At 62.9% G+C, this 17,786-nt stretch carries 15 protein-coding genes, 1 tRNA gene and 1 pseudogene; 12 read left to right on the top strand and 5 right to left on the bottom strand.

The window, feature by feature from the left end:
* Together rnpA and rpmH are read right to left on the bottom strand one after the other, a co-directional pair.
* Positions 1-332 (bottom strand): ribonuclease P protein component (rnpA, locus tag AWB82_RS05615; RefSeq protein WP_086966176.1); only part of this gene is annotated, 332 nt, incomplete at its 3' end.
* 71 nt (positions 333-403) lie between these two features.
* Positions 404-538 carry a 50S ribosomal protein L34 gene (gene rpmH / locus AWB82_RS05610; protein WP_006998755.1) on the bottom strand — a complete coding sequence of 45 codons (135 nt, stop codon included), beginning with the start codon at positions 536-538 and terminating at the stop codon, positions 404-406.
* 404 nt (positions 539-942) lie between these two features.
* Between rpmH and dnaA the strand changes: the two genes are divergently transcribed.
* From dnaA to gyrB, 3 genes are all read left to right on the top strand, one after another.
* Entirely contained in the window at positions 943-2,520 is a 1,578-nt protein-coding gene (dnaA, locus tag AWB82_RS05605) for a chromosomal replication initiator protein DnaA (protein ID WP_086966153.1), read from the top strand.
* 266 nt (positions 2,521-2,786) lie between these two features.
* The gene (dnaN, locus tag AWB82_RS05600) at positions 2,787-3,890 is read left to right on the top strand and encodes a DNA polymerase III subunit beta (protein WP_086966152.1); all 1,104 of its coding nucleotides are present in this window, start codon (positions 2,787-2,789) and stop codon (positions 3,888-3,890) included.
* A gap of 113 nt (positions 3,891-4,003) precedes the next feature.
* A complete protein-coding gene (gyrB, locus tag AWB82_RS05595) occupies positions 4,004-6,487 on the top strand; it encodes a DNA topoisomerase (ATP-hydrolyzing) subunit B (protein ID WP_086966151.1) in 2,484 nt (827 codons plus the stop codon).
* A 103-nt stretch (positions 6,488-6,590) separates the two neighbouring features.
* Here gyrB and AWB82_RS05590 read toward each other — a convergent pair whose 3' ends face one another.
* Positions 6,591-7,451, bottom strand: coding sequence for an AraC family transcriptional regulator (locus AWB82_RS05590; protein WP_086966150.1), 861 nt, complete (start codon positions 7,449-7,451; stop codon positions 6,591-6,593).
* A 167-nt stretch (positions 7,452-7,618) separates the two neighbouring features.
* Between AWB82_RS05590 and AWB82_RS05585 the strand changes: the two genes are divergently transcribed.
* Together AWB82_RS05585 and dbpA are read left to right on the top strand one after the other, a co-directional pair.
* Positions 7,619-7,822, top strand: a complete 204-nt coding sequence (locus AWB82_RS05585; RefSeq protein WP_086966149.1) for a hypothetical protein — start codon at positions 7,619-7,621, stop codon at positions 7,820-7,822.
* Positions 7,823-7,827: 5 nt separating this feature from the next.
* Positions 7,828-9,210 carry an ATP-dependent RNA helicase DbpA gene (gene dbpA, locus AWB82_RS05580; RefSeq protein ID WP_086966148.1) on the top strand — a complete coding sequence of 461 codons (1,383 nt, stop codon included), beginning with the start codon at positions 7,828-7,830 and terminating at the stop codon, positions 9,208-9,210.
* A 6-nt stretch (positions 9,211-9,216) separates the two neighbouring features.
* Here the strand turns inward: dbpA and AWB82_RS05575 are convergent, their stop codons facing one another.
* Positions 9,217-10,590, bottom strand: coding sequence for an MFS transporter (locus AWB82_RS05575; RefSeq protein WP_086966147.1), 1,374 nt, complete (start codon positions 10,588-10,590; stop codon positions 9,217-9,219).
* A gap of 190 nt (positions 10,591-10,780) precedes the next feature.
* Here AWB82_RS05575 and AWB82_RS05570 point away from each other — a divergent pair, with 190 nt between their 5' ends.
* The 5 genes and pseudogenes from AWB82_RS05570 to AWB82_RS05550 all read left to right on the top strand — a co-directional run bounded on the left by AWB82_RS05570 (position 10,781) and on the right by AWB82_RS05550 (position 16,141).
* A complete protein-coding gene (locus tag AWB82_RS05570; protein ID WP_086966175.1) occupies positions 10,781-11,167 on the top strand; it encodes a DUF488 domain-containing protein in 387 nt (128 codons plus the stop codon).
* Between the two features lie 300 nt (positions 11,168-11,467).
* Positions 11,468-13,474, top strand: a complete 2,007-nt coding sequence (locus tag AWB82_RS05565; RefSeq protein WP_086966146.1) for an FUSC family protein — start codon at positions 11,468-11,470, stop codon at positions 13,472-13,474.
* Between the two features lie 2 nt (positions 13,475-13,476).
* Complete coding sequence (locus tag AWB82_RS05560) at positions 13,477-13,707, top strand: DUF1656 domain-containing protein (protein WP_200818047.1); 231 nt, start codon at positions 13,477-13,479, stop codon at positions 13,705-13,707.
* A 33-nt stretch (positions 13,708-13,740) separates the two neighbouring features.
* Positions 13,741-14,433, top strand: a pseudogene (locus tag AWB82_RS05555) (efflux RND transporter periplasmic adaptor subunit); the annotation flags it as partial.
* 253 nt (positions 14,434-14,686) lie between these two features.
* Entirely contained in the window at positions 14,687-16,141 is a 1,455-nt protein-coding gene (locus AWB82_RS05550; protein WP_159462558.1) for an efflux transporter outer membrane subunit, read from the top strand.
* A 119-nt stretch (positions 16,142-16,260) separates the two neighbouring features.
* Here AWB82_RS05550 and AWB82_RS05545 read toward each other — a convergent pair.
* A tRNA-Lys gene (locus AWB82_RS05545) sits at positions 16,261-16,336 on the bottom strand.
* Positions 16,337-16,507: 171 nt separating this feature from the next.
* Here AWB82_RS05545 and AWB82_RS05540 point away from each other — a divergent pair.
* Both AWB82_RS05540 and AWB82_RS05535 read left to right on the top strand, forming a co-directional pair.
* Entirely contained in the window at positions 16,508-16,915 is a 408-nt protein-coding gene (locus AWB82_RS05540) for a PaaI family thioesterase (protein ID WP_086966144.1), read from the top strand.
* Positions 16,916-17,785, top strand: coding sequence for a patatin-like phospholipase family protein (locus tag AWB82_RS05535; RefSeq protein ID WP_086966143.1), 870 nt, complete (start codon positions 16,916-16,918; stop codon positions 17,783-17,785).
* The last annotated feature ends 1 nt before the right edge of the window (position 17,786 follow it).

The raw sequence follows: 17,786 nt of genomic DNA, 5'->3' as shown, positions 1-17,786 counted from the left end.
GGGGAACTCGCGCTCGGCATTGCCTTGCGGTCGATCTTCGCGTGCAGCCGCACGAGAATGTCGAATCCGCTCAGCTGTGCGCGACGCAGCCGGAACGCCTCACGCGCAAGCCGTTTGATCAGATTGCGCGTGACGGCGCGCGGCGCCTGCTTCTTGCCGATCACCAGCCCGAGCCGCGCTTCCTTTCCGGACGGCTTGCCGTACAGAACGAAATGCGGCGAACGGCGCCAGGGGCGCAAACGAAAAACGGATGAGAACTCATCCGTTTTCAGCAGCCTTGCGGCCTTGGGGAACGCAGCCTGCGCCGGCAACTGAACGATGTCCTGTTTCAAGACTTCTGTGCGGCGCGTGAGCGGCTCGCCGTCGAGTGCAACATCCAACCGCGAGCGAACACTCGGCGGACTTAGACTGCCAGGCGCTTGCGGCCCTTCGCACGGCGAGCGTTGATGACCTTGCGGCCGCCAGCGGTCTTCATGCGAACGCGGAAGCCATGGGTGCGCTTGCGGCGCGTCACGGAAGGTTGGTAAGTACGTTTCATGGTGCTCTCACTTGAGTTGATTGACCGCGCGGGCTTGGCTCCAGTGTGGTCACTGCAAGCGCGATGGCCGGAGGTTCAGGAATTCTGTTTTCGCGGAACCCGCTATTTAAACCGTTTTCCTATTGACCGTCAATAGGTTAGCGCCAGCGAACGTGCATTCCGGCGCATTTCCACACCGCTCGACGTGCTGATATGACCCTGTGGATAACTCGCGCGCGGCCTTGGTTTGGCGTTAGAATCTCGCCTTACTCCCAAATATCCGCCCGCTGCTTCGGCCCGCCGTTCGCCCGCAAACCCTTGCGGCGTAAGCCTCCGGAGCCTGCCTGCTCGGCTGTGCCGGGACTTGTCCGAACGTTCGGCAAGCACGGTCGGCAGGTGCGGAGCAACCATAACGACCGCATTCGATGAACGATTTCTGGGAACATTGTTCCGCACTGCTTGCGCGAGAACTCACGCCGCAGCAGTACGTCACGTGGATCAAGCCGCTGACCCCGGTCGACTTCGATGCCGGCGCGAACACCTTGCGCATTGCCGCTCCCAATCGCTTCAAGCTCGACTGGGTGAAAAGCCAGTTCTCGGGCCGCATCGTCGACGTGGCGCGCGACTTTTTCAGCGCGCCCGTCGACGTTCAGTTCGTCCTCGATCCGAAAGCGACTGCGCGCAACGCGATCGGCGGCGGTCTGAACGCCGCGCCGCGCCCGACCGCGAGCGCACCCGTGGCGCCGCGCGCGCCCGCACCGTCCGCAGCCATGCCTCAGGCGCCTTCGGTCGTCGCGCACGCGAACGCCACCGCGCACATCAACGCGCTTGCCGCGGAAGCGGCGCAGCAGGCGCAAGCCATGCATGAGGATCAGGCCGACCTTGACCTTCCGAGCCTCGATGCCAACGAAGCCGCCGCCGGCCGTCGCACGTGGCGTCCGGGCGGCGCGCCTTCCGCGGGTGAAAACGATTCCGCCTACGAGCGTTCGAAATTGAACCCGGTGCTGACGTTCGACAACTTCGTCACCGGTAAGGCGAACCAGCTCGCGCGCGCGGCCGCCATCCAGGTCGCCGACAATCCGGGCATTTCGTACAACCCGCTCTTCCTTTATGGCGGCGTGGGTCTCGGCAAGACGCACCTGATTCACGCAATCGGCAATCAGTTGCTGATGGACAAGGCGGGCGCGCGCATCCGCTATATCCACGCGGAACAGTACGTGTCGGATGTGGTGAAGGCGTATCAGCGCAAGGCGTTCGACGACTTCAAGCGCTATTACCATTCGCTCGATCTGCTGCTCATCGACGATATTCAATTCTTCTCCGGCAAGTCGCGCACGCAGGAAGAGTTTTTCTACGCGTTCGAGGCGCTGGTCGCGAACAAGGCGCAGGTCATCATCACGAGCGACACGTATCCGAAGGAAATCTCCGGCATCGACGATCGCCTGATCTCGCGCTTCGACTCCGGCCTCACGGTCGCGATCGAGCCGCCCGAGCTTGAGATGCGCGTCGCCATTCTGATGAGGAAGGCTCAGTCCGAAGGCGTGAGCCTGTCGGAAGACGTGGCGTTCTTCGTGGCGAAGCATCTGCGCTCGAACGTGCGCGAGCTGGAAGGCGCGCTGCGCAAGATTCTCGCGTATTCGAAGTTCCATGGCCGCGACATCACGATCGAGCTGACCAAGGAAGCGCTAAAAGACCTGTTGACAGTGCAGAACCGCCAGATCTCGGTGGAGAACATCCAGAAGACGGTGGCCGACTTCTACAACATCAAGGTCGCCGATATGTATTCGAAAAAGAGGCCGGCGAACATTGCACGCCCGCGTCAGATCGCGATGTATCTGGCGAAGGAACTCACGCAGAAGAGCCTGCCCGAGATCGGCGAACTTTTCGGCGGACGCGACCACACGACCGTGCTGCACGCGGTGCGCAAGATCGGAGCCGAGCGCGGCACCGACGCGCAGTTGAACCACGAACTGCACGTGCTCGAACAGACGCTGAAGGGCTAAAAAGGTCGACTGGCACTTTGCTAAGAGCGCACGCGTCATTTATTGCGTTCGAGAGCCTGTTTTTTGACGAAAACGCCCCCATTTTTAGGGGGCGGTTCCGTTTTGAGGCACAATATAGGTTTAGCCGTCCGTGGCCTGGGCGGCTTTCGAGCGCAGTTTTCGCGAGTGACCGGCGGGGGGCCGGCAACGCGTGTTACGAGGTTGTCCGTTGGGCAAATCTGGTGGCGAAACCCGCGGACAGGCCGTCACATCAACGAAGGAACTCTATGCAACTGGTCAAGACCGAACGAGATAATCTTCTAAGGCCGCTGCAAACCGTGAGCGGCATCGTAGAACGCCGCCATACGTTGCCGATCCTCGCGAATTTGCTCATTACCAAGAACGGCGCCGATGTGTCGTTCCTCTCGACCGACCTCGAACTCCAGATCACGACACGCGCCGATTTCGGCATTGGCAGCGACCAGGTCGCCACTACGGTCGCCGCGCGCAAGCTGCTCGACATTCTGCGCGCGATGCCTTCCGGCGAAGTCGTGCTCGACCTCTCCGACAAGCGTCTCACGGTGCGTTCCAACAAGAGCCGCTTTGCGCTCCAGACGCTCGCCGCCGACGAATTTCCCACGGTCAACCAGGCTACTGACTTCGGCGCGAGCCTTTCGGTTCCGCAGAAGACGTTCCGCCAGTTGCTCGGCATGGTTTATTTCGCCATGGCCCAGCAGGACATCCGCTATTACCTGAACGGCATGCTGCTCGTGGTCGACGGCGACCAGCTGATGGCGGTCGCGACCGACGGCCACCGCCTCGCGTTCTCGTCGATGAAGATCGAAGGTTCGTTCCCGCGTCAGGAAGTCATCATTCCGCGCAAGACGATTCTCGAACTGCAGCGTTTGCTCGAAGACATCGACGATTCCCTGAAGATCGACATCGCCGCGACGCAGGTGAAGTTCAGCTTCGGCCAGGTGGAACTCGTGTCGAAGCTCGTCGAGGGCAAGTTCCCCGATTTCCAGCGCGTGATTCCGAAGTCGCATAAGAACACGTTCGAAATCAGCCGTGAAGAGTTGCAGCGCTCGCTGCAGCGCGCGGCCATTCTGACCTCCGACAAGTTCAAGGGCGTGCGCTGTCTCGTCGAGCCGGGCCAGCTCAAGATCATGTCGACCAACGCCGACCAGGAAGAGGCGCAGGAAGAGCTGGAAATCGCTTATCAGGGCGATTCCGTCGATATCGGATTCAACGTCACGTATCTGCTCGACGTGCTCGCGAATCTGAAGGTCGACACGCTCACCGTGAGCCTCGGCGATGCCAATTCCAGCGCACTCATCACGATTCCCGAGAACGAGGAATTCAAATACGTGGTGATGCCGATGCGCATTTGACGCACGCAATACCGAGAACACTCCAAGGGGCGGCGCGCCCCTTTGGTGTTTTTAAGGTGATTTGAAAAGTTCGAGCAGTAACCCAGGCAGTGACGCAGAACCGGAAAAAATCCATGACTGAAAACACAAATTCGCAACCCGACAACAAGCCTGACAACAGCTACGGCGCATCGTCAATTCAGATCCTCGAAGGTCTGGAAGCCGTGCGCAAGCGGCCGGGCATGTATATCGGCGATACGTCGGATGGCACCGGTTTGCATCACCTCGTTTTCGAAGTGCTGGACAACTCCATCGACGAAGCGCTCGCAAATTATTGCGACGACATTCACGTCACGATTCACGCCGACAACTCGATCTCCGTGACCGACAACGGCCGCGGCGTGCCCACGGGCCTGAAGCGCGACGACAAGCACGATCCGAAGCGCAGCGCCGCCGAAATCGTCATGACCGAACTGCACGCCGGCGGCAAGTTCGACCAGAACAGCTACAAGGTCTCGGGCGGGCTGCACGGCGTGGGCGTGTCGTGCGTGAACGCGCTGTCCGAATGGCTGCGCCTCACGGTGCGCCGCGACGGCAAGAAGCACTTCATGGAATTCGCGCGCGGCGTCGTGCAGAACCGTGAAATCGTCGAAGAAGACGGCGTGCTGTATTCGCCGATGCCGGTTGTCGGCGATACGGAAAAGCGCGGCACCGAAGTGCACTTTCTCGCCGATGCAACCATCTTCGGCAATGTCGAATTTCACTACGACATCCTCGCGAAGCGCATGCGCGAGCTTTCGTTCCTGAACAACGGCGTGCGCATTCGTTTGACGGACCTGCGCACCGGCAAGGAAGACGATTTCGCTTTCGCGGGCGGCGTGAAGGGCTTCGTCGAGTACATCAACAAGGCGAAGCAAGTGCTGCATCCGAACGTGTTTTACGCGGTCGGCGAGCGCGACAACGTCAGTATCGAAGTGGCGATGCAGTGGAACGACAGCTTCAACGAAAGCGTGCTGTGCTTCACGAACAACATTCCGCAGCGCGACGGCGGCACGCACCTTACCGGCTTGCGTGCGGCGATGACGCGCGTCATCAACAAATACATCACGGACAACGACATCGCGAAGAAGGCGAAGGTCGAGACAACCGGCGACGACATGCGCGAGGGTTTGTCGTGCGTGCTGTCGGTGAAGGTGCCGGAGCCGAAGTTCAGCTCGCAGACGAAGGACAAGCTGGTGTCGTCGGAAGTGCGCGCGCCGGTCGAGGAACTCGTCGCGAAGGCGCTGGAGCAGTATCTGCAGGAAACGCCGAACGACGCGAAGATCATCACGGGCAAGATCGTCGATGCCGCGCGTGCTCGCGACGCCGCGCGCAAGGCGCGTGAGATGACGCGCCGCAAGGGCGTGCTCGATGGCATCGGTTTGCCGGGCAAGCTCGCGGATTGCCAGGAGAAAGATCCGGCGAAGTCGGAGATTTATATCGTCGAGGGCGACTCGGCGGGTGGCTCGGCGAAGCAAGGGCGCGACCGCAAGTTCCAGGCGATTCTGCCGTTGCGCGGCAAGGTGCTGAACGTCGAGAAGGCGCGCTTCGACAAGCTGATTTCCTCCGAGCAGATCGTGACGCTGGTGACGGCGCTCGGTTGCGGCATCGGCAAGGATGATTACAACCTCGACAAGCTGCGCTATCACCGCATCATCATCATGACCGACGCGGACGTCGACGGGGCGCACATCCGCACACTCCTTCTGACGTTCTTCTATCGGCAGATGCCGGATATCGTCGAGCGCGGGTATATCTATATCGCGCAGCCGCCGCTCTACAAGATCAAGGCGGGCAAGGACGAGCGGTATATGAAGGACGCGCACGAGCTCAATCAGCATATGTTGAAGCTCGCGTTGCAAGGGTCCGAACTCATTGCCAGCGAAGGCGCCGATCCTATCTCCGGCGATGCGCTGGGCGAACTGGCGCGGGCGTATTTGCTGGCGCAGGCTGTGATCGATCGTCTCAGCCGCATCTATGACGCGGCCTCGCTCGGAGCGGTGATGGATGGCGTGGTGATCGATCTGTCGTCGCAGGAAGCGGCGGAGGCATCGGCGAAGCGTCTGGAAGATCGTCTGCGCGCCGATCCGCTCAAGCCGGAAGTGAGCGTCGAAGCGACTTACGATCAGGTGCGTGAACTGCGTTCGCTGCATATCAAGCGGCGTCATCATGGCAACGTGAAAGTCACCGTGCTGGATGAAGACCTTCAGTTGACCGCGGATTACAAGCAGCTCGTTTCGACGGCGGATACCTTCAAGGGCTTGATCGGCGAAGGTGCGTTGATCAAGCGCGGCGAGCGGTCGATGGCCGTGACGGACTTCAAGAGCGCGATGAAATGGCTGATCGCCGATGCGGAGCGCAACGTTTCGAAGCAGCGCTATAAGGGGCTCGGTGAGATGAACCCCGGGCAGTTGTGGGAAACGACGATGGACCCGAGCGTTCGACGCTTGCTGCGCGTGCAGATCGAGGATGCGATCGCGGCCGATGGCATCTTCACGACGCTCATGGGCGACGATGTGGAACCGCGCCGGGCGTTTATCGAGAGTAACGCGTTGCGCGCGGGGAATATCGATGTTTGAGGGGTGAACCTCTCCGCAGCAGTCAAACCCGTGTGCGCATTGAGCGTCACGGGTTTTTTTATAGTCGACCGGCATCGCGAACCGGAATCAAAAGCTCCACGCGTCACGCGCTCTGCCGCAACGGCAACCAGATCTCCGTCACCAGATCGGCCGGCGCCGTCTCCCTCGGGTCGTTCAAATAAACCTCGAAAACAGGCGCCTCTCCGGTTTCCCGGCCGGAGTGCGGCAACCATTCGCCATACAACCACTGGTACGCGAAGCACAGTTGCGCATACGGCCCGACATGCGTGAGGACGGCGAACTCGCCGCCCGCGACTTCCACACGCGACACAGGCGCTTCGAATCGAACGTCGTCGGGAGAGAACAATTCGCAACACGCCATCGACCGAAGCTCGTCTTCGGCCACGGCCGCCGGATCGTCGAAATAAATCCCGAGCGAGCGCGCCTTCGGATCAATCAACCCGCGTACCGCGAGCCAGTGAAACAACATCTCGAACGCCCGGCCGATGTTCATGTACGACCCGCGATGGTCCATCGCCGCGACCGTGAGCCCACGCTGACTACGAATATCGACTTGATGCATCGCCATATCTCCTGATCGAACTGCATCGAAAGGAACAAACATTGAAGCGCCGCCTTCACTGCGAAACTGCGCCGGCGGAATCCGATAACTCGCCTGAAACGCGCGCGAAAACGCCTGCACGCTGCTATAGCCCGCCCGTTCGGAGATGGAATCGATCGGCGCGACGGCCTGCAAAAGCTCATTTGCCGCCCGATGCAGCCGCAATCGCCGAACGGTCGCCGCCGCCGTCTCCCCGTAAAACGCGTGATAAATCCGATGCCAGTGATACGGCGACAAACACGCCACCTCGGCGAGCCGGTTGAGATCCAGCGCGTCGTCGAGATGATCGTGGATATACGCAACCACCCGCGCGAGCCGCGTTTCATAAGGCTTCTCGCTCATCGCCCGCTCCGAAAGAAGAAGAAAACCCGATTGCCAGGAAAAGTAGCACGACCCGCTTTAGCATTTCTTGCGGACTTGCACCGACCGCGCCGACCGCGCCGGCACGAGACACGCGTACACTTTCGCCTTTGAGCGCACGAACGCGCCACGAACCGAGAAATACGAACATGTTTACCTGCCGAAACAAGTCCTGCGGCGCCGAATGGGCGCTGTCGGATGTCGACATCCACAACGAGGGCCAGGGCCTTTTGTTCCGCTGCCCGATGTGCGGCGCACGCAACTACGTGAAGCCCCAGAAGACAAAAGAAGGCGAGGTTTCCTACAAGCAAATCCAGCAAGTCCAGGAAATCCCGCCCTCCGGCAAGCGATAACCGAAATGACCACCGATACTTCTTTCAGCAGCCTGCCGCTCTCGCCGGCGATGCAGTCGAACCTGCAGCAACTCGGCTATCTGTCGATGACGCCGATCCAGGCCGCGAGCCTGCCGCCGGCGCTCGCGGGGCTCGATCTCATCGCGCAGGCGAAAACCGGCAGCGGCAAGACGGCTGCCTTCACGCTGCCCTTGCTTTCCAAACTCGACGCGAGCCGATTCGCGGTGCAGGCGCTCGTTCTCTGCCCGACCCGTGAACTCGCCGATCAGGTCACGCAGGAAATTCGCCGCCTCGCGCGCGCGGAAGAGAACGTGAAAGTGCTGACGCTATGCGGCGGCTCACCGATGCGCCCGCAGATCGCCAGTCTGGAGCACGGCGCGCATATCGCCGTGGGCACGCCCGGACGCATCATGGATCATCTGGAGCGCGGCACGCTGTCGCTCGACGCCGTGCGCACGCTCGTCCTCGATGAAGCCGACCGCATGCTCGACATGGGCTTCTTCGACGATATCGCGTCGGTCGCGCGCCAATGCCCGAAGGATCGTCAGACCTTGCTGTTCTCGGCGACGTATCCGGAAGGCATCGCGAAGCTAAGCCAGCAGTTCCTGCGCAATCCGCGCGAGATCAAGCTCACGGAGCAGCACAGCAACGCGAAGATCAAGCAGCGCTTCTATCAGGTCGAGGACGACGAGCGCCTGCACGCGGTTGGCTTGCTGCTCGATCACTATCGCCCGGTCAGCACGATCGCGTTCTGCAACACGAAGCAGCAATGTCGCGATCTGCTCGACGTTCTCTGCGCGCAGGGTTTCGAAGCGATGACCCTGCACGGCGAACTGGAGCAGCGCGAACGCGATCAGGTGCTCGTGCAGTTCGCGAATCGCAGTTGTTCGGTGCTCGTCGCGACCGATGTCGCCGCGCGCGGGCTCGACATCGCGCAACTGGAAGCGGTGATCAACGTCGATGTGACGCCGGACCCGGAGGTGCATGTGCATCGCATCGGGCGCACGGGTCGCGGCGACGAGCAAGGCTGGGCGCTGTCGCTCGCGAGCATGGACGAGATGGGGCGCGTCGCCGCGATCGAACAGGCGCAGCGCGCGGAAGTGGAATGGCATCCGCTCGGCGAACTGACGTCGGCGGAACCGGGCCATCTGAAACCGCCAATGGCGACGCTGCAAATCCTCGGCGGCCGCAAGGACAAGATCCGCCCCGGCGACGTGCTCGGCGCGCTCACCGGCGAAGCGGGCTTCGACGGCAAGCAGATCGGCAAGATCAACGTGCTGGACATGGTCACGTATGTGGCCGTCGAACGAAAGGCCGCGGACGACGCGGTGCGCAAGCTGAGCGGCGGCAAGCTGAAAGGCCGCAAGGTGAGAGTGCGCAGAATGTGAGCGCGCTCACGCCTCGCGCGACGCTTCTCCCACGATTCGCTCGGACGACGGATTGCGTGTCGCCAGCCGCAATCCGCTCGCGATGCTTCCCGCGCCCGCGAACGCCGCGCCGAGCGACAACGCGAGCGACGGGCCATGCTTCCCCGCGATGCTGAAGCACAACGCGACGAGCGCCGCGCCCGTCGCCTGCCCGATCAAACGCGACGTCGCGATCATGCCGCTTGCGCCGCCGCTGCGTTCGCGCGGCGCGCTCGACATGAACGCCTTCAGATTGGGCGACTGAAAGAACCCGAAGCCCGCGCCGCAGATCGCCATGCGGATGCAGATGTCCAGCGCATGCGGTTGCGCGGGCAGCATCGCGAGCGAAACCATCCCCACGCAAAGAATCGCCAGCCCGACGCCTCCGAGCAGGCCGGGCGAGCGGCGATCGGACATGCGTCCCGCGATCGGCGCCATCAGCGCGACGAGCGCGGACCACGGCGTCATCAGAAATCCGGTTTCAACCTGACTGCGTCCCAGCACGCTTTCGAAGAAAAACGGCAGCGACACGAACGCGAGCCCTTGCGCGGCGAACGAGCAGATGGCGGTCATCGTCGAGAGTGCGAACATCGGGCGTCGGAAGAGATCGACGGGCAGCATCGGCGCGGGATGGCCGCGTTCGCGCCGCAGCAGCAAGACGCCCGCGACGAGCGCGATGCCGAATGACGCGAGCACGGTGTGCGTGGGCGCGCGCTGCGCCGCTTCGCCGAGCGCGAAGATCAGCGACGCGAACGTGACGACGTTGAGCAGGGCCGCGATGCGATCGAAGCCATGTGCCGCGCGCTTCGTCTGCGGCAGCGAACGCCACGCGATCATCAGCGCGAACACGCCGACCGGCAAGTTGACCGCGAAAAGCCACGGCCACGTGCCGAGCGAGAGCACGATCGACGCGATCGTCGGCCCGATCGCGAACGCAATCCCGACGACGAGCGCATTCAGCCCGACGCCGCGCCCCAACCTGTGCGGCGGAAAAATCGCGCTGATGAGCGCCGCGTTGACGCTCATGATCGCGCTCGCGCCGAGGCCTTGCAGCAGGCGCGCGGCGACGAGCGACGGCAGCGACCACGAGAATGCGCACACGGCCGACGCGATGAGAAACACGACGAGTCCGCCGAGATACACGCGCCGATGGCCGAGAATGCCGCCAAGCGCGGCGAAGGGCAGGAGCGTCGCGACCATCGCGAGTTGATAGGCGTTGATGATCCAGACGGAGGCGGCGGGCGTCGTGTGCAGATCGGCGGCGATCGCGGGCAGCGCGGTGTTGGCGATGGCGGTGTCGAGCGTCGCGAGCGCGACCGAGAGCAGGATCGCGGCCATGCCGCGGCGCTCCAGCGGGGTCATCGGGGCGTCGGGGTCGTGAGGCAGGTTTTGCGGGCGTTCTTCGGTGGGCACGACGGAATTCCGGATTAAGCGAACAGAGAATAATCCGAAACGATACGGGAAGATGCGCGGTTTCGCTGAAGGGATGCGCGGGAGCTTTCAAAGCGATATCAGCGGTTATTCTGTGCGGACAACGACCAAGGGGATGACGATGGCAATTCGGATAGTGAGACTGGGAACACCGCGCGCGGAGAACGAGGGATTGCGCATCGGCACGGTGCGGCGGCCGCCGCGCGGCGTGCCGAAGGCCGAGTTCGCGACGCGCGATTTTTACGACGTCTGGTATCCGGTGTTATCGCCGACGCAAGAACTGGTGACGCAGGCGCTGCACGCCGAGAACGACAAGGAATGGCGCGCGTTCGTGAAGAAGTTCAAGACGGAGATGGCCGAGCCGGCTGCGAGCAAGACGCTGGATTTGCTGGCGGCGTTGTCGCATCGGACCAATATGTCGGTCGGGTGCTATTGCGAGGATGAGGCGCGGTGTCATCGCTCGGTGTTGCGCGAATTGTTGAAGGCGCGTGGGGCGGATGTCGCCTGAGCGCGTGAGACTTCGCCTTTCCTGTAACAAATAGTCAAGCATGGGGAATTGTTGCGCGATGCGCAGTGCGCAATGCACAGCAGCGGCGAAAATGACCGCGGACCAAGATCGCTGCGGCTGAATTTCCGGCTGAAGGGTGCGGAACAGCATCTCGAAGAACGGAGATCGCCAATTTTCTGAATCGGATTTGATGGGATATATGAGCAAGGTTGCGGCGCGCATGGCCGCAACGGCAGGTCACATTGTGATCGCCCGAAGCATCGGCCGGAATGTCCGAGCAACAACAGCATTCGCGATCCGATGATCAAATCATTCACCACCAGTCCCGTTTTCTTCGCCTTCAAGACGTATCTCGCCGCGATTCTGGCGCTCGGCATCGCGTTCTGGCAGGACCTGCAATATCCCTACTGGGCAATGATGTGCGTCTACATCCTCGCGCAGTCTCAGTCGGGCAGGTTGCGACTGAAGGGCATACACATGGTTTTGGGCAGCCTGATCGGGGGCGCGCTCGGTGTCCTGACGGCCGCGCTGTTCGCCACGTCGATGACCGCGGTGATGATCGTGCTTACGCTCATCCTGATGGCGGGCGTCTTCGGCGCGGTGCGTCAACGGCGCTCCGATTTTTATCTCTACCTGTTGAGCGGCATCACCTGCCTGCTCGTGGCGATGCCGGGCGTCGCCACGCCGGACGCGGCTTTCCTGCGTGCCATCGATCGTATCGAGGATGTGGTCGTCGGTGTGTGCTCGCTGATTTTTATCGATACGCTGCTGTTCCCGCAAAGCGGCCTCGCGAAAGCATCGGCGGTGACACGCGACTGGCTCGACAGTCTGCGCAAAGTGACCGCGGGCGTGCTGCGCGGCGAGGCGGTCGATCATGCGCTGCAATCCGGCATCGTTCGACAGACCATCCAGCTCACGCCGCTCAGCGATGGCATGAGCTATGAAGGCGCGAGCTACGGCTGGGAGCGCGCGCATGCGTTGATGGCGGTCGTAACGCGCGGACTTCGGCTCATGCCGGTGCTGTCGTCAGTCGGCGACTTCGATCGGGAATCGGGCAAGGACGAGGCGCATCCGGCGGACATCGAGACGCGCGATCTGCTCGCGCAATGGATCGAAGCAGGCTGCCCCGACGACGCGCGCTCGGCCGATTTGCGCGCCCGGCTGCGTCCGCGCGCCGCGATCGGACTGCTCGATCGCGCGGCGGCCGTGCGGCTGTGCTATCGGCGCTATCTGCGTGGCATTTATGCAGGCTGGCGCTATATCGAGCGCGACCACACGCAGATCGACGAGGATTTGCCGAAGCGCGTGCATGTGCCCGCGGGCGCACGCACGACACCCGCGACGATCAAGCAGGTCGATTTGCGCTGCGCGCTGCGCGCCTGCTTGTGCGTGAGTGTGCATATGCTGCTGTTCGGCAGCCTGTGGAGCGCGACTGGCTGGGACGACAACATGGCGTTCGGCATGTTGCTGAGCGCGATTTTCGTGTCGCTTTCAGCTCTCGTGAGCGCGCCCCTGCCGATCCTGAAAGGCATCGCGAAGGTCACGGGCATCGGCATGATGATCGTCAGCGCCTATGTGATATTCGTGCTGCCGGCGGTCAGTTCATTCCAGGTGCTCGCCCTCGCGCTGCTGCCCGCGCTCTTCCTGCTTGGCCTCGAAATTCTCAAGGCCGGTGGCGTGCTGTTCGCCATTCTGCCGATGGCGATGCTGCGCATCGGCGCCGATGGTCCCGGCGTCACGGTGGATACGCTGTTGTGCAGCGTGATCGCGATGTATCTCGGCATCGCGTCGGCGATGATCGCGAACATTCTCGTTCCGCAGCCGCCGCTCGTCACATCGGTGCGTCGGCTCGTGCGTCGTTCGGTGAAGGGCGTGGTGAGTGTCATCGATGACGGTGGCGCCGACGCGCGCCGTCTCGGCTACGACGATCTCGACAGCTTTCTGCTGATTCAGGCATCGCTGCCGCAGATCGAGCACGACCTGCCCGGGCAGCCCGGCTGGCAGACGCTGCGCGCGTCGCGCATGAGCGGGGGCATGAGCACGTTGCGTCGCTGGGCGGGAAGCGTCGCGCAACGGCGCGCGCTGCTCTCGCCGGTTTCCCGCGCGCTGCGCGAGAGCCTTTCGCGCTGGGGCGGTCCGGGCGCGTTGCTGCCCGCTTCATCGCTCGACGCCGCGCTCGACACCGCGTTCGACGGCATCGGACAGGAAAGCGCGCGGCATGCCGACGATATCCAGGCCGCGCGCGTGCTCGTCGAGATTCGCGTGGCGTTTGCATCCATGAACCGCACAGCCGTAGAGGAGGCTTAGTCATGCACATGACATCGGACGTCGATCTTTTCGGCGTCTTCATTCCGCCGTCCGTGTTCGTGGCGATTCTCGCGCTCGTGCTGCTGTACGCGCTGCGGCGCGTGCTCGCGCACTTGGGCGTCTATCGAGCCTTCGCGTACCAGAATCTGTTCGATCTGGCGCTTTACTTCATCCTGTTCGCCCTGCTGCTCTTCGCGTTCGGCGGAGCGACGCTTACTCCTTTGTTCGGTTGATGGCGCGCCGCGCCTGACCGACGAGACTTTCCCATGAATCTGCTTCATCGTTTCCTTCGTATCGGCTTGACCGCTGTCGCCGTGCTGATCGCGCTCATCGCGATCTGGTATGTCTGGACCTATTACGAGCGCGATCCGCGCACGCGCAACGGCCACGTCCGCGCCGATGTCGTCGGCGTGACGACGGACGTCAGCGGCATCATCACGTCGGTGGAGGTGAGTGCCGACCAGCGCGTGAAGAAAGGCGATCTGCTGTTCCAGGTCGACCGCGCCCGCTTTACCATTGCCGCGGAACGTGCTCGCGCCAACCTCGAAAGCGCGGAGGCGAGTCTCGTCTATGCGCGCCAGCAGGCGAGCCGCAATCGTGCGTTGCGCGGACTCGTGCCCGAGCAGACCATCGACCAGTCCGATAGCACGCTGCGCACTGGAACCGCGTCCGTCGATCAGGCGCGCGCGGCGCTGGCGTCGGCGGAGCTGGATCTCGAGCGGTCGAGCGTGCGCGCGTCGGTGAACGGCGTTGTCTCGTATGCGGAACTGCGTCCCGGCGCCTACGCGACGGCCGGCCAGGGCATGCTCGCGCTGGTCGACACGGATTCGCTGCGCGTGGAGGGTTATTTCCAGGAGACGCGTCTGAAGCACGTGCACGTGGGCGATCGCGCCGAAGTGCTGCTGATGGGCGAGGACAAGCCGTTTTACGGGCGCGTGTCGAGCGTCACGAGCGCGGTGAACGATTCGGATACGAGCATCGGCAGCAACCATCTGCCGAGCATCGCGCCGAACTTCGCGTGGGTGCGGCTCGCGCAGCGTATTCCGGTGCGCATCAAACTCGATCCGCAGTACATCAGCGATGCGCTCGTGCCCGGACGCTCCGCGACCGTGTTGATTCTCGGCCCGGACGCAGCGAAGCAGCACGGTGCATCGCCCGCCTCCGAGCCGCGAAATGAGCGCGGGCCGTCGTTGGCGCAGACGTGCGTCGCTCGTGGCCGCGTGTGCGCTCGCGAGCGGATGCTCGTTCTTCCATCCCGTCGGTCCGGACTATCGGAGTCCCGCGGAAACGGCCGCGACGCTGAACGCCGCGAAAGGCAAGGCGTTCTCGCCGGAGTCGCCGCCGGGTCCGTGGTGGCGTCTCTATAGCGACTCGATCCTCGATGGCTACGTGGACGAAGCGCTGCGCGAGAACCGCGACTTGCGCGCGGCGGCGTCGCGCATCGAGATGGCGCAGGCGCAGCTCGATCAGGCGAAAGCCGCGCAATGGCCGTCGACCAGCGTGAGCGCGAACGGCGGACGCCAGCGCGACTGGATCGACGGTTCGCCCGTTCTGATGATCTACAACAGCATCAACGCGAAAATCAGCGCCTCGTACGAACTGGACTTGTTCGGTCGCATCCGGCGGTCGATCGAGGCGGCTTCTGCGAGCGCCGAGGAGCAGCAGTTCGCGTTCGCAGCCACGCAGATCCGTGTCGTCGCGAGCACGGTCGGCGCGTATGTCGGCGCTTGCCAGGCGAACGCGTCGCTGGCATCGGTCAGGCGCACCGTGCAGATCGATAAAGACGAGCTCGCTACGCTGCAACAGCTCGCCAAAGGCGGCACAACCAGCCAGTTCGATGTCACGCGGGCGCGCGCGCAGCTCGAATCGGACAGCGCGCAGTTGCCGACGATCGAAGCGCAGCGCATGTCGTCGTTGTACGCGCTCGCGGTGCTGCTCGGACGTCAGCCCGATCGCTATCCGGCCGAGGCCGCGCAATGTCAGGCACCGCCGACTATCGCGCGGCCGCTGCCCGTCGGGGATGGGCTGGCGCTGTTGCGGCGGCGTCCGGATGTCGCGGAGTCGGAGCGTGCGCTTGCATCGGCGACTGCGGGCATCGGCGTCGCGATCGCGAATCTGTATCCGCAAATCAGCTTGGGTGCGTCGTTCGGATTCAGCGGCTCGAACATGAATAACACGTTCAACACCATCGGGCGGACGTGGAGCCTGGGGCCGCTCGTGCAATGGACGTTCCCGAACGTGGAAGCGACCGAGGCGCAGATTCACCAGGCGGGCGCGAGCGCGGATCTGGCGAAGGCAAGCTACGACAGCACGGTTCTGAATGCGCTCAAAGAGACTTCGAGCGCGCTCGATAGTTATGCGCGCGAGCTTGCTCATTGGGATGGATTGCGGCAGTCGCGGGATTCGAACCGGGTCGCGCTGGAGCAGGCTCAGAAACTGTATCGGCATGGCGTGGTGCCGTATCTCGATGTGTTGAGCGCGCAGAAGTCGCTCGCACAGGCCGAAGAACAGTTGGTCAAGTCGGCGGGAGCGGTGGCGTCGGATCAGGTCGCGGTGTTCTATGCGCTGGGCGGCGGATGGGATGAAACCGCGCAAGCTGCGGCCGCTCAGGCGATGGCGGCGATGCACTCGCGGCAAACGGGAGCGGCGGCGGACGCGGTGCAGTAGCGGATGAAGGCGTGAAGCCGGCGGCATCGCCGTCCGGCTTCACGCCTTCATCGCTTCAAAGACGGGACGAGAAAAGCAAAAAGCCCAGTCGTGAAGACTGGGCTTTTTGTTTGAATGCTTGGTGGGGCGTGAGTGACTCGAACACTCGACCTACGGATTAAGAGTCCGCTGCTCTACCAACTGAGCTAACGCCCCAACAGAAACGAAATTATAGCGATTGTTTTCGCAGAAGCGCAAGCCCCCTGCGAAGAAAATTCCTAAATTTCGCGTAAAGCCGTCCGTATGGCGCGTCTGCGGGCACGCGACGGCCCGGTATCATGGCGAATCCTCCGCGACCGCGACTCAGCAACGAGAGACCAGAAAACCATGGACGAAACCGCCATCCGCGCCTTGCTCGACAGCATCCTCGCGCCGTGGGTCAAGGAACTGCGCCTCGCGCCCGAAACCATCGCCGAGAACGCCGTCACGCTGCGCTTGCCGTATTCCGAGCACCTGCGTCATGCAGGCGGCGTGATCTGCGGTCAGGTCTTCATGGCCGCAGCCGATACCGCGATGGTCGTCGCCGCCTCGCACGTCCTCGGCGGTTTCCAGCCGATGACCACCGTCTCCCTGAACACGACGTTCATGCGTCCGGTAAAAACCGGCGACGTGCTGATCACCGCTCACATCCAGCGTCGCGGCCGCAACCTCGTGTTCGGCGAAATCGACATGCACGACGACCAGGGCGAACTCGCCGCCCACGCCACCACCACCTACGCGCTCATCAACAAATAAATGTTCGACCAAGTCGTATTCGCCGGCGGCGGAAACCGCTGCTGGTGGCAAGCCGGTTTCTGGGACGTCATCCAGCCGGAACTGAATCTCAAGCCGCGCGTCATCGCGGGCATATCGGCGGGCGCGGCCACCGCGTGCATGCTCTACACGAACCAGTCGCGCTGGGTGATGGACTACTACGCGCACGCCCTGCGCGACAACACGCGAAACGCCTACTGGGGCAACCTGCTGCGCGGACGATCGGTGTTTCCGCATTACCGCATCTATCGACAGGCGCTGCTCGACATCTTCGCGGACCGTTTCCACGAGCTCGCGACCGCGCCCGAAATCCGCATCGGCGTGTCGCATCTGCCGCGCTGGCTCGGCGCGCGCAGCGCGGTCGCGGCGGGTCTCATCGCGTACAACATCGAGAAATACGTGCGCAAGACGCTGCATCCGACGTTCGGTCAGGCGCTCGGCTTCCATCCGGAATTCGTCAAGGCGCAGGAATGCGCGACGATCGAAGATCTTGCCGATCTCATCCTGCAATCGTCGAGCACGCCGCCGTTCACGCCGATCCTCCGGCGCAACGGCCGCCCGGTTCTCGACGGCGGCATGGTCGACAACGTGCCCGTCTCCGCGCTCGATCCTTCGCCGGGACTCGTCCTCGTGATGGTCACGCGCCTTTATCCGCGTGAGCGCATGTTCGTCGTGCCGCACGGCGAGCAGAAGCGCCTGTACATTCAGCCATCGCGCAAGGTGCCGATTTCGAGCTGGGACTATACGAGCCCATCGCAAATGCAACATGCTTACGATCTGGGCCGCGCGGATGGCGAGGATTTTCTGGAACGCCTCCCGCTTCTGATGCAAACCGCTTCGCATCCAGCTTGAG

This window comes from Caballeronia glebae (genome assembly GCF_001545035.1).
GTDB classification, from domain to species: domain Bacteria; phylum Pseudomonadota; class Gammaproteobacteria; order Burkholderiales; family Burkholderiaceae; genus Caballeronia; species Caballeronia glebae.
Note: the sequence above shows the minus strand (reverse complement) of the source record. Positions and strands in the feature narration are given on the sequence as shown.

Bases quoted from the DNA above. Each gene is read 5' to 3' on its own strand.
- rpmH (WP_006998755.1), bottom strand. From the start codon at position 538: ATGAAACGTACTTACCAACCTTCCGTGACGCGCCGCAAGCGCACCCAT.
- dnaA (WP_086966153.1), top strand. From the start codon at position 943: ATGAACGATTTCTGGGAACATTGTTCCGCACTGCTTGCGCGAGAACTC.
- dnaN (WP_086966152.1), top strand. From the start codon at position 2,787: ATGCAACTGGTCAAGACCGAACGAGATAATCTTCTAAGGCCGCTGCAA.
- gyrB (WP_086966151.1), top strand. From the start codon at position 4,004: ATGACTGAAAACACAAATTCGCAACCCGACAACAAGCCTGACAACAGC.
- AWB82_RS05590 (WP_086966150.1), bottom strand. From the start codon at position 7,451: ATGAGCGAGAAGCCTTATGAAACGCGGCTCGCGCGGGTGGTTGCGTAT.
- AWB82_RS05585 (WP_086966149.1), top strand. From the start codon at position 7,619: ATGTTTACCTGCCGAAACAAGTCCTGCGGCGCCGAATGGGCGCTGTCG.
- dbpA (WP_086966148.1), top strand. From the start codon at position 7,828: ATGACCACCGATACTTCTTTCAGCAGCCTGCCGCTCTCGCCGGCGATG.
- AWB82_RS05575 (WP_086966147.1), bottom strand. From the start codon at position 10,590: ATGACCCCGCTGGAGCGCCGCGGCATGGCCGCGATCCTGCTCTCGGTC.
- AWB82_RS05570 (WP_086966175.1), top strand. From the start codon at position 10,781: ATGGCAATTCGGATAGTGAGACTGGGAACACCGCGCGCGGAGAACGAG.
- AWB82_RS05565 (WP_086966146.1), top strand. From the start codon at position 11,468: ATGATCAAATCATTCACCACCAGTCCCGTTTTCTTCGCCTTCAAGACG.
- AWB82_RS05560 (WP_200818047.1), top strand. From the start codon at position 13,477: ATGCACATGACATCGGACGTCGATCTTTTCGGCGTCTTCATTCCGCCG.
- AWB82_RS05540 (WP_086966144.1), top strand. From the start codon at position 16,508: ATGGACGAAACCGCCATCCGCGCCTTGCTCGACAGCATCCTCGCGCCG.
- AWB82_RS05535 (WP_086966143.1), top strand. From the start codon at position 16,916: ATGTTCGACCAAGTCGTATTCGCCGGCGGCGGAAACCGCTGCTGGTGG.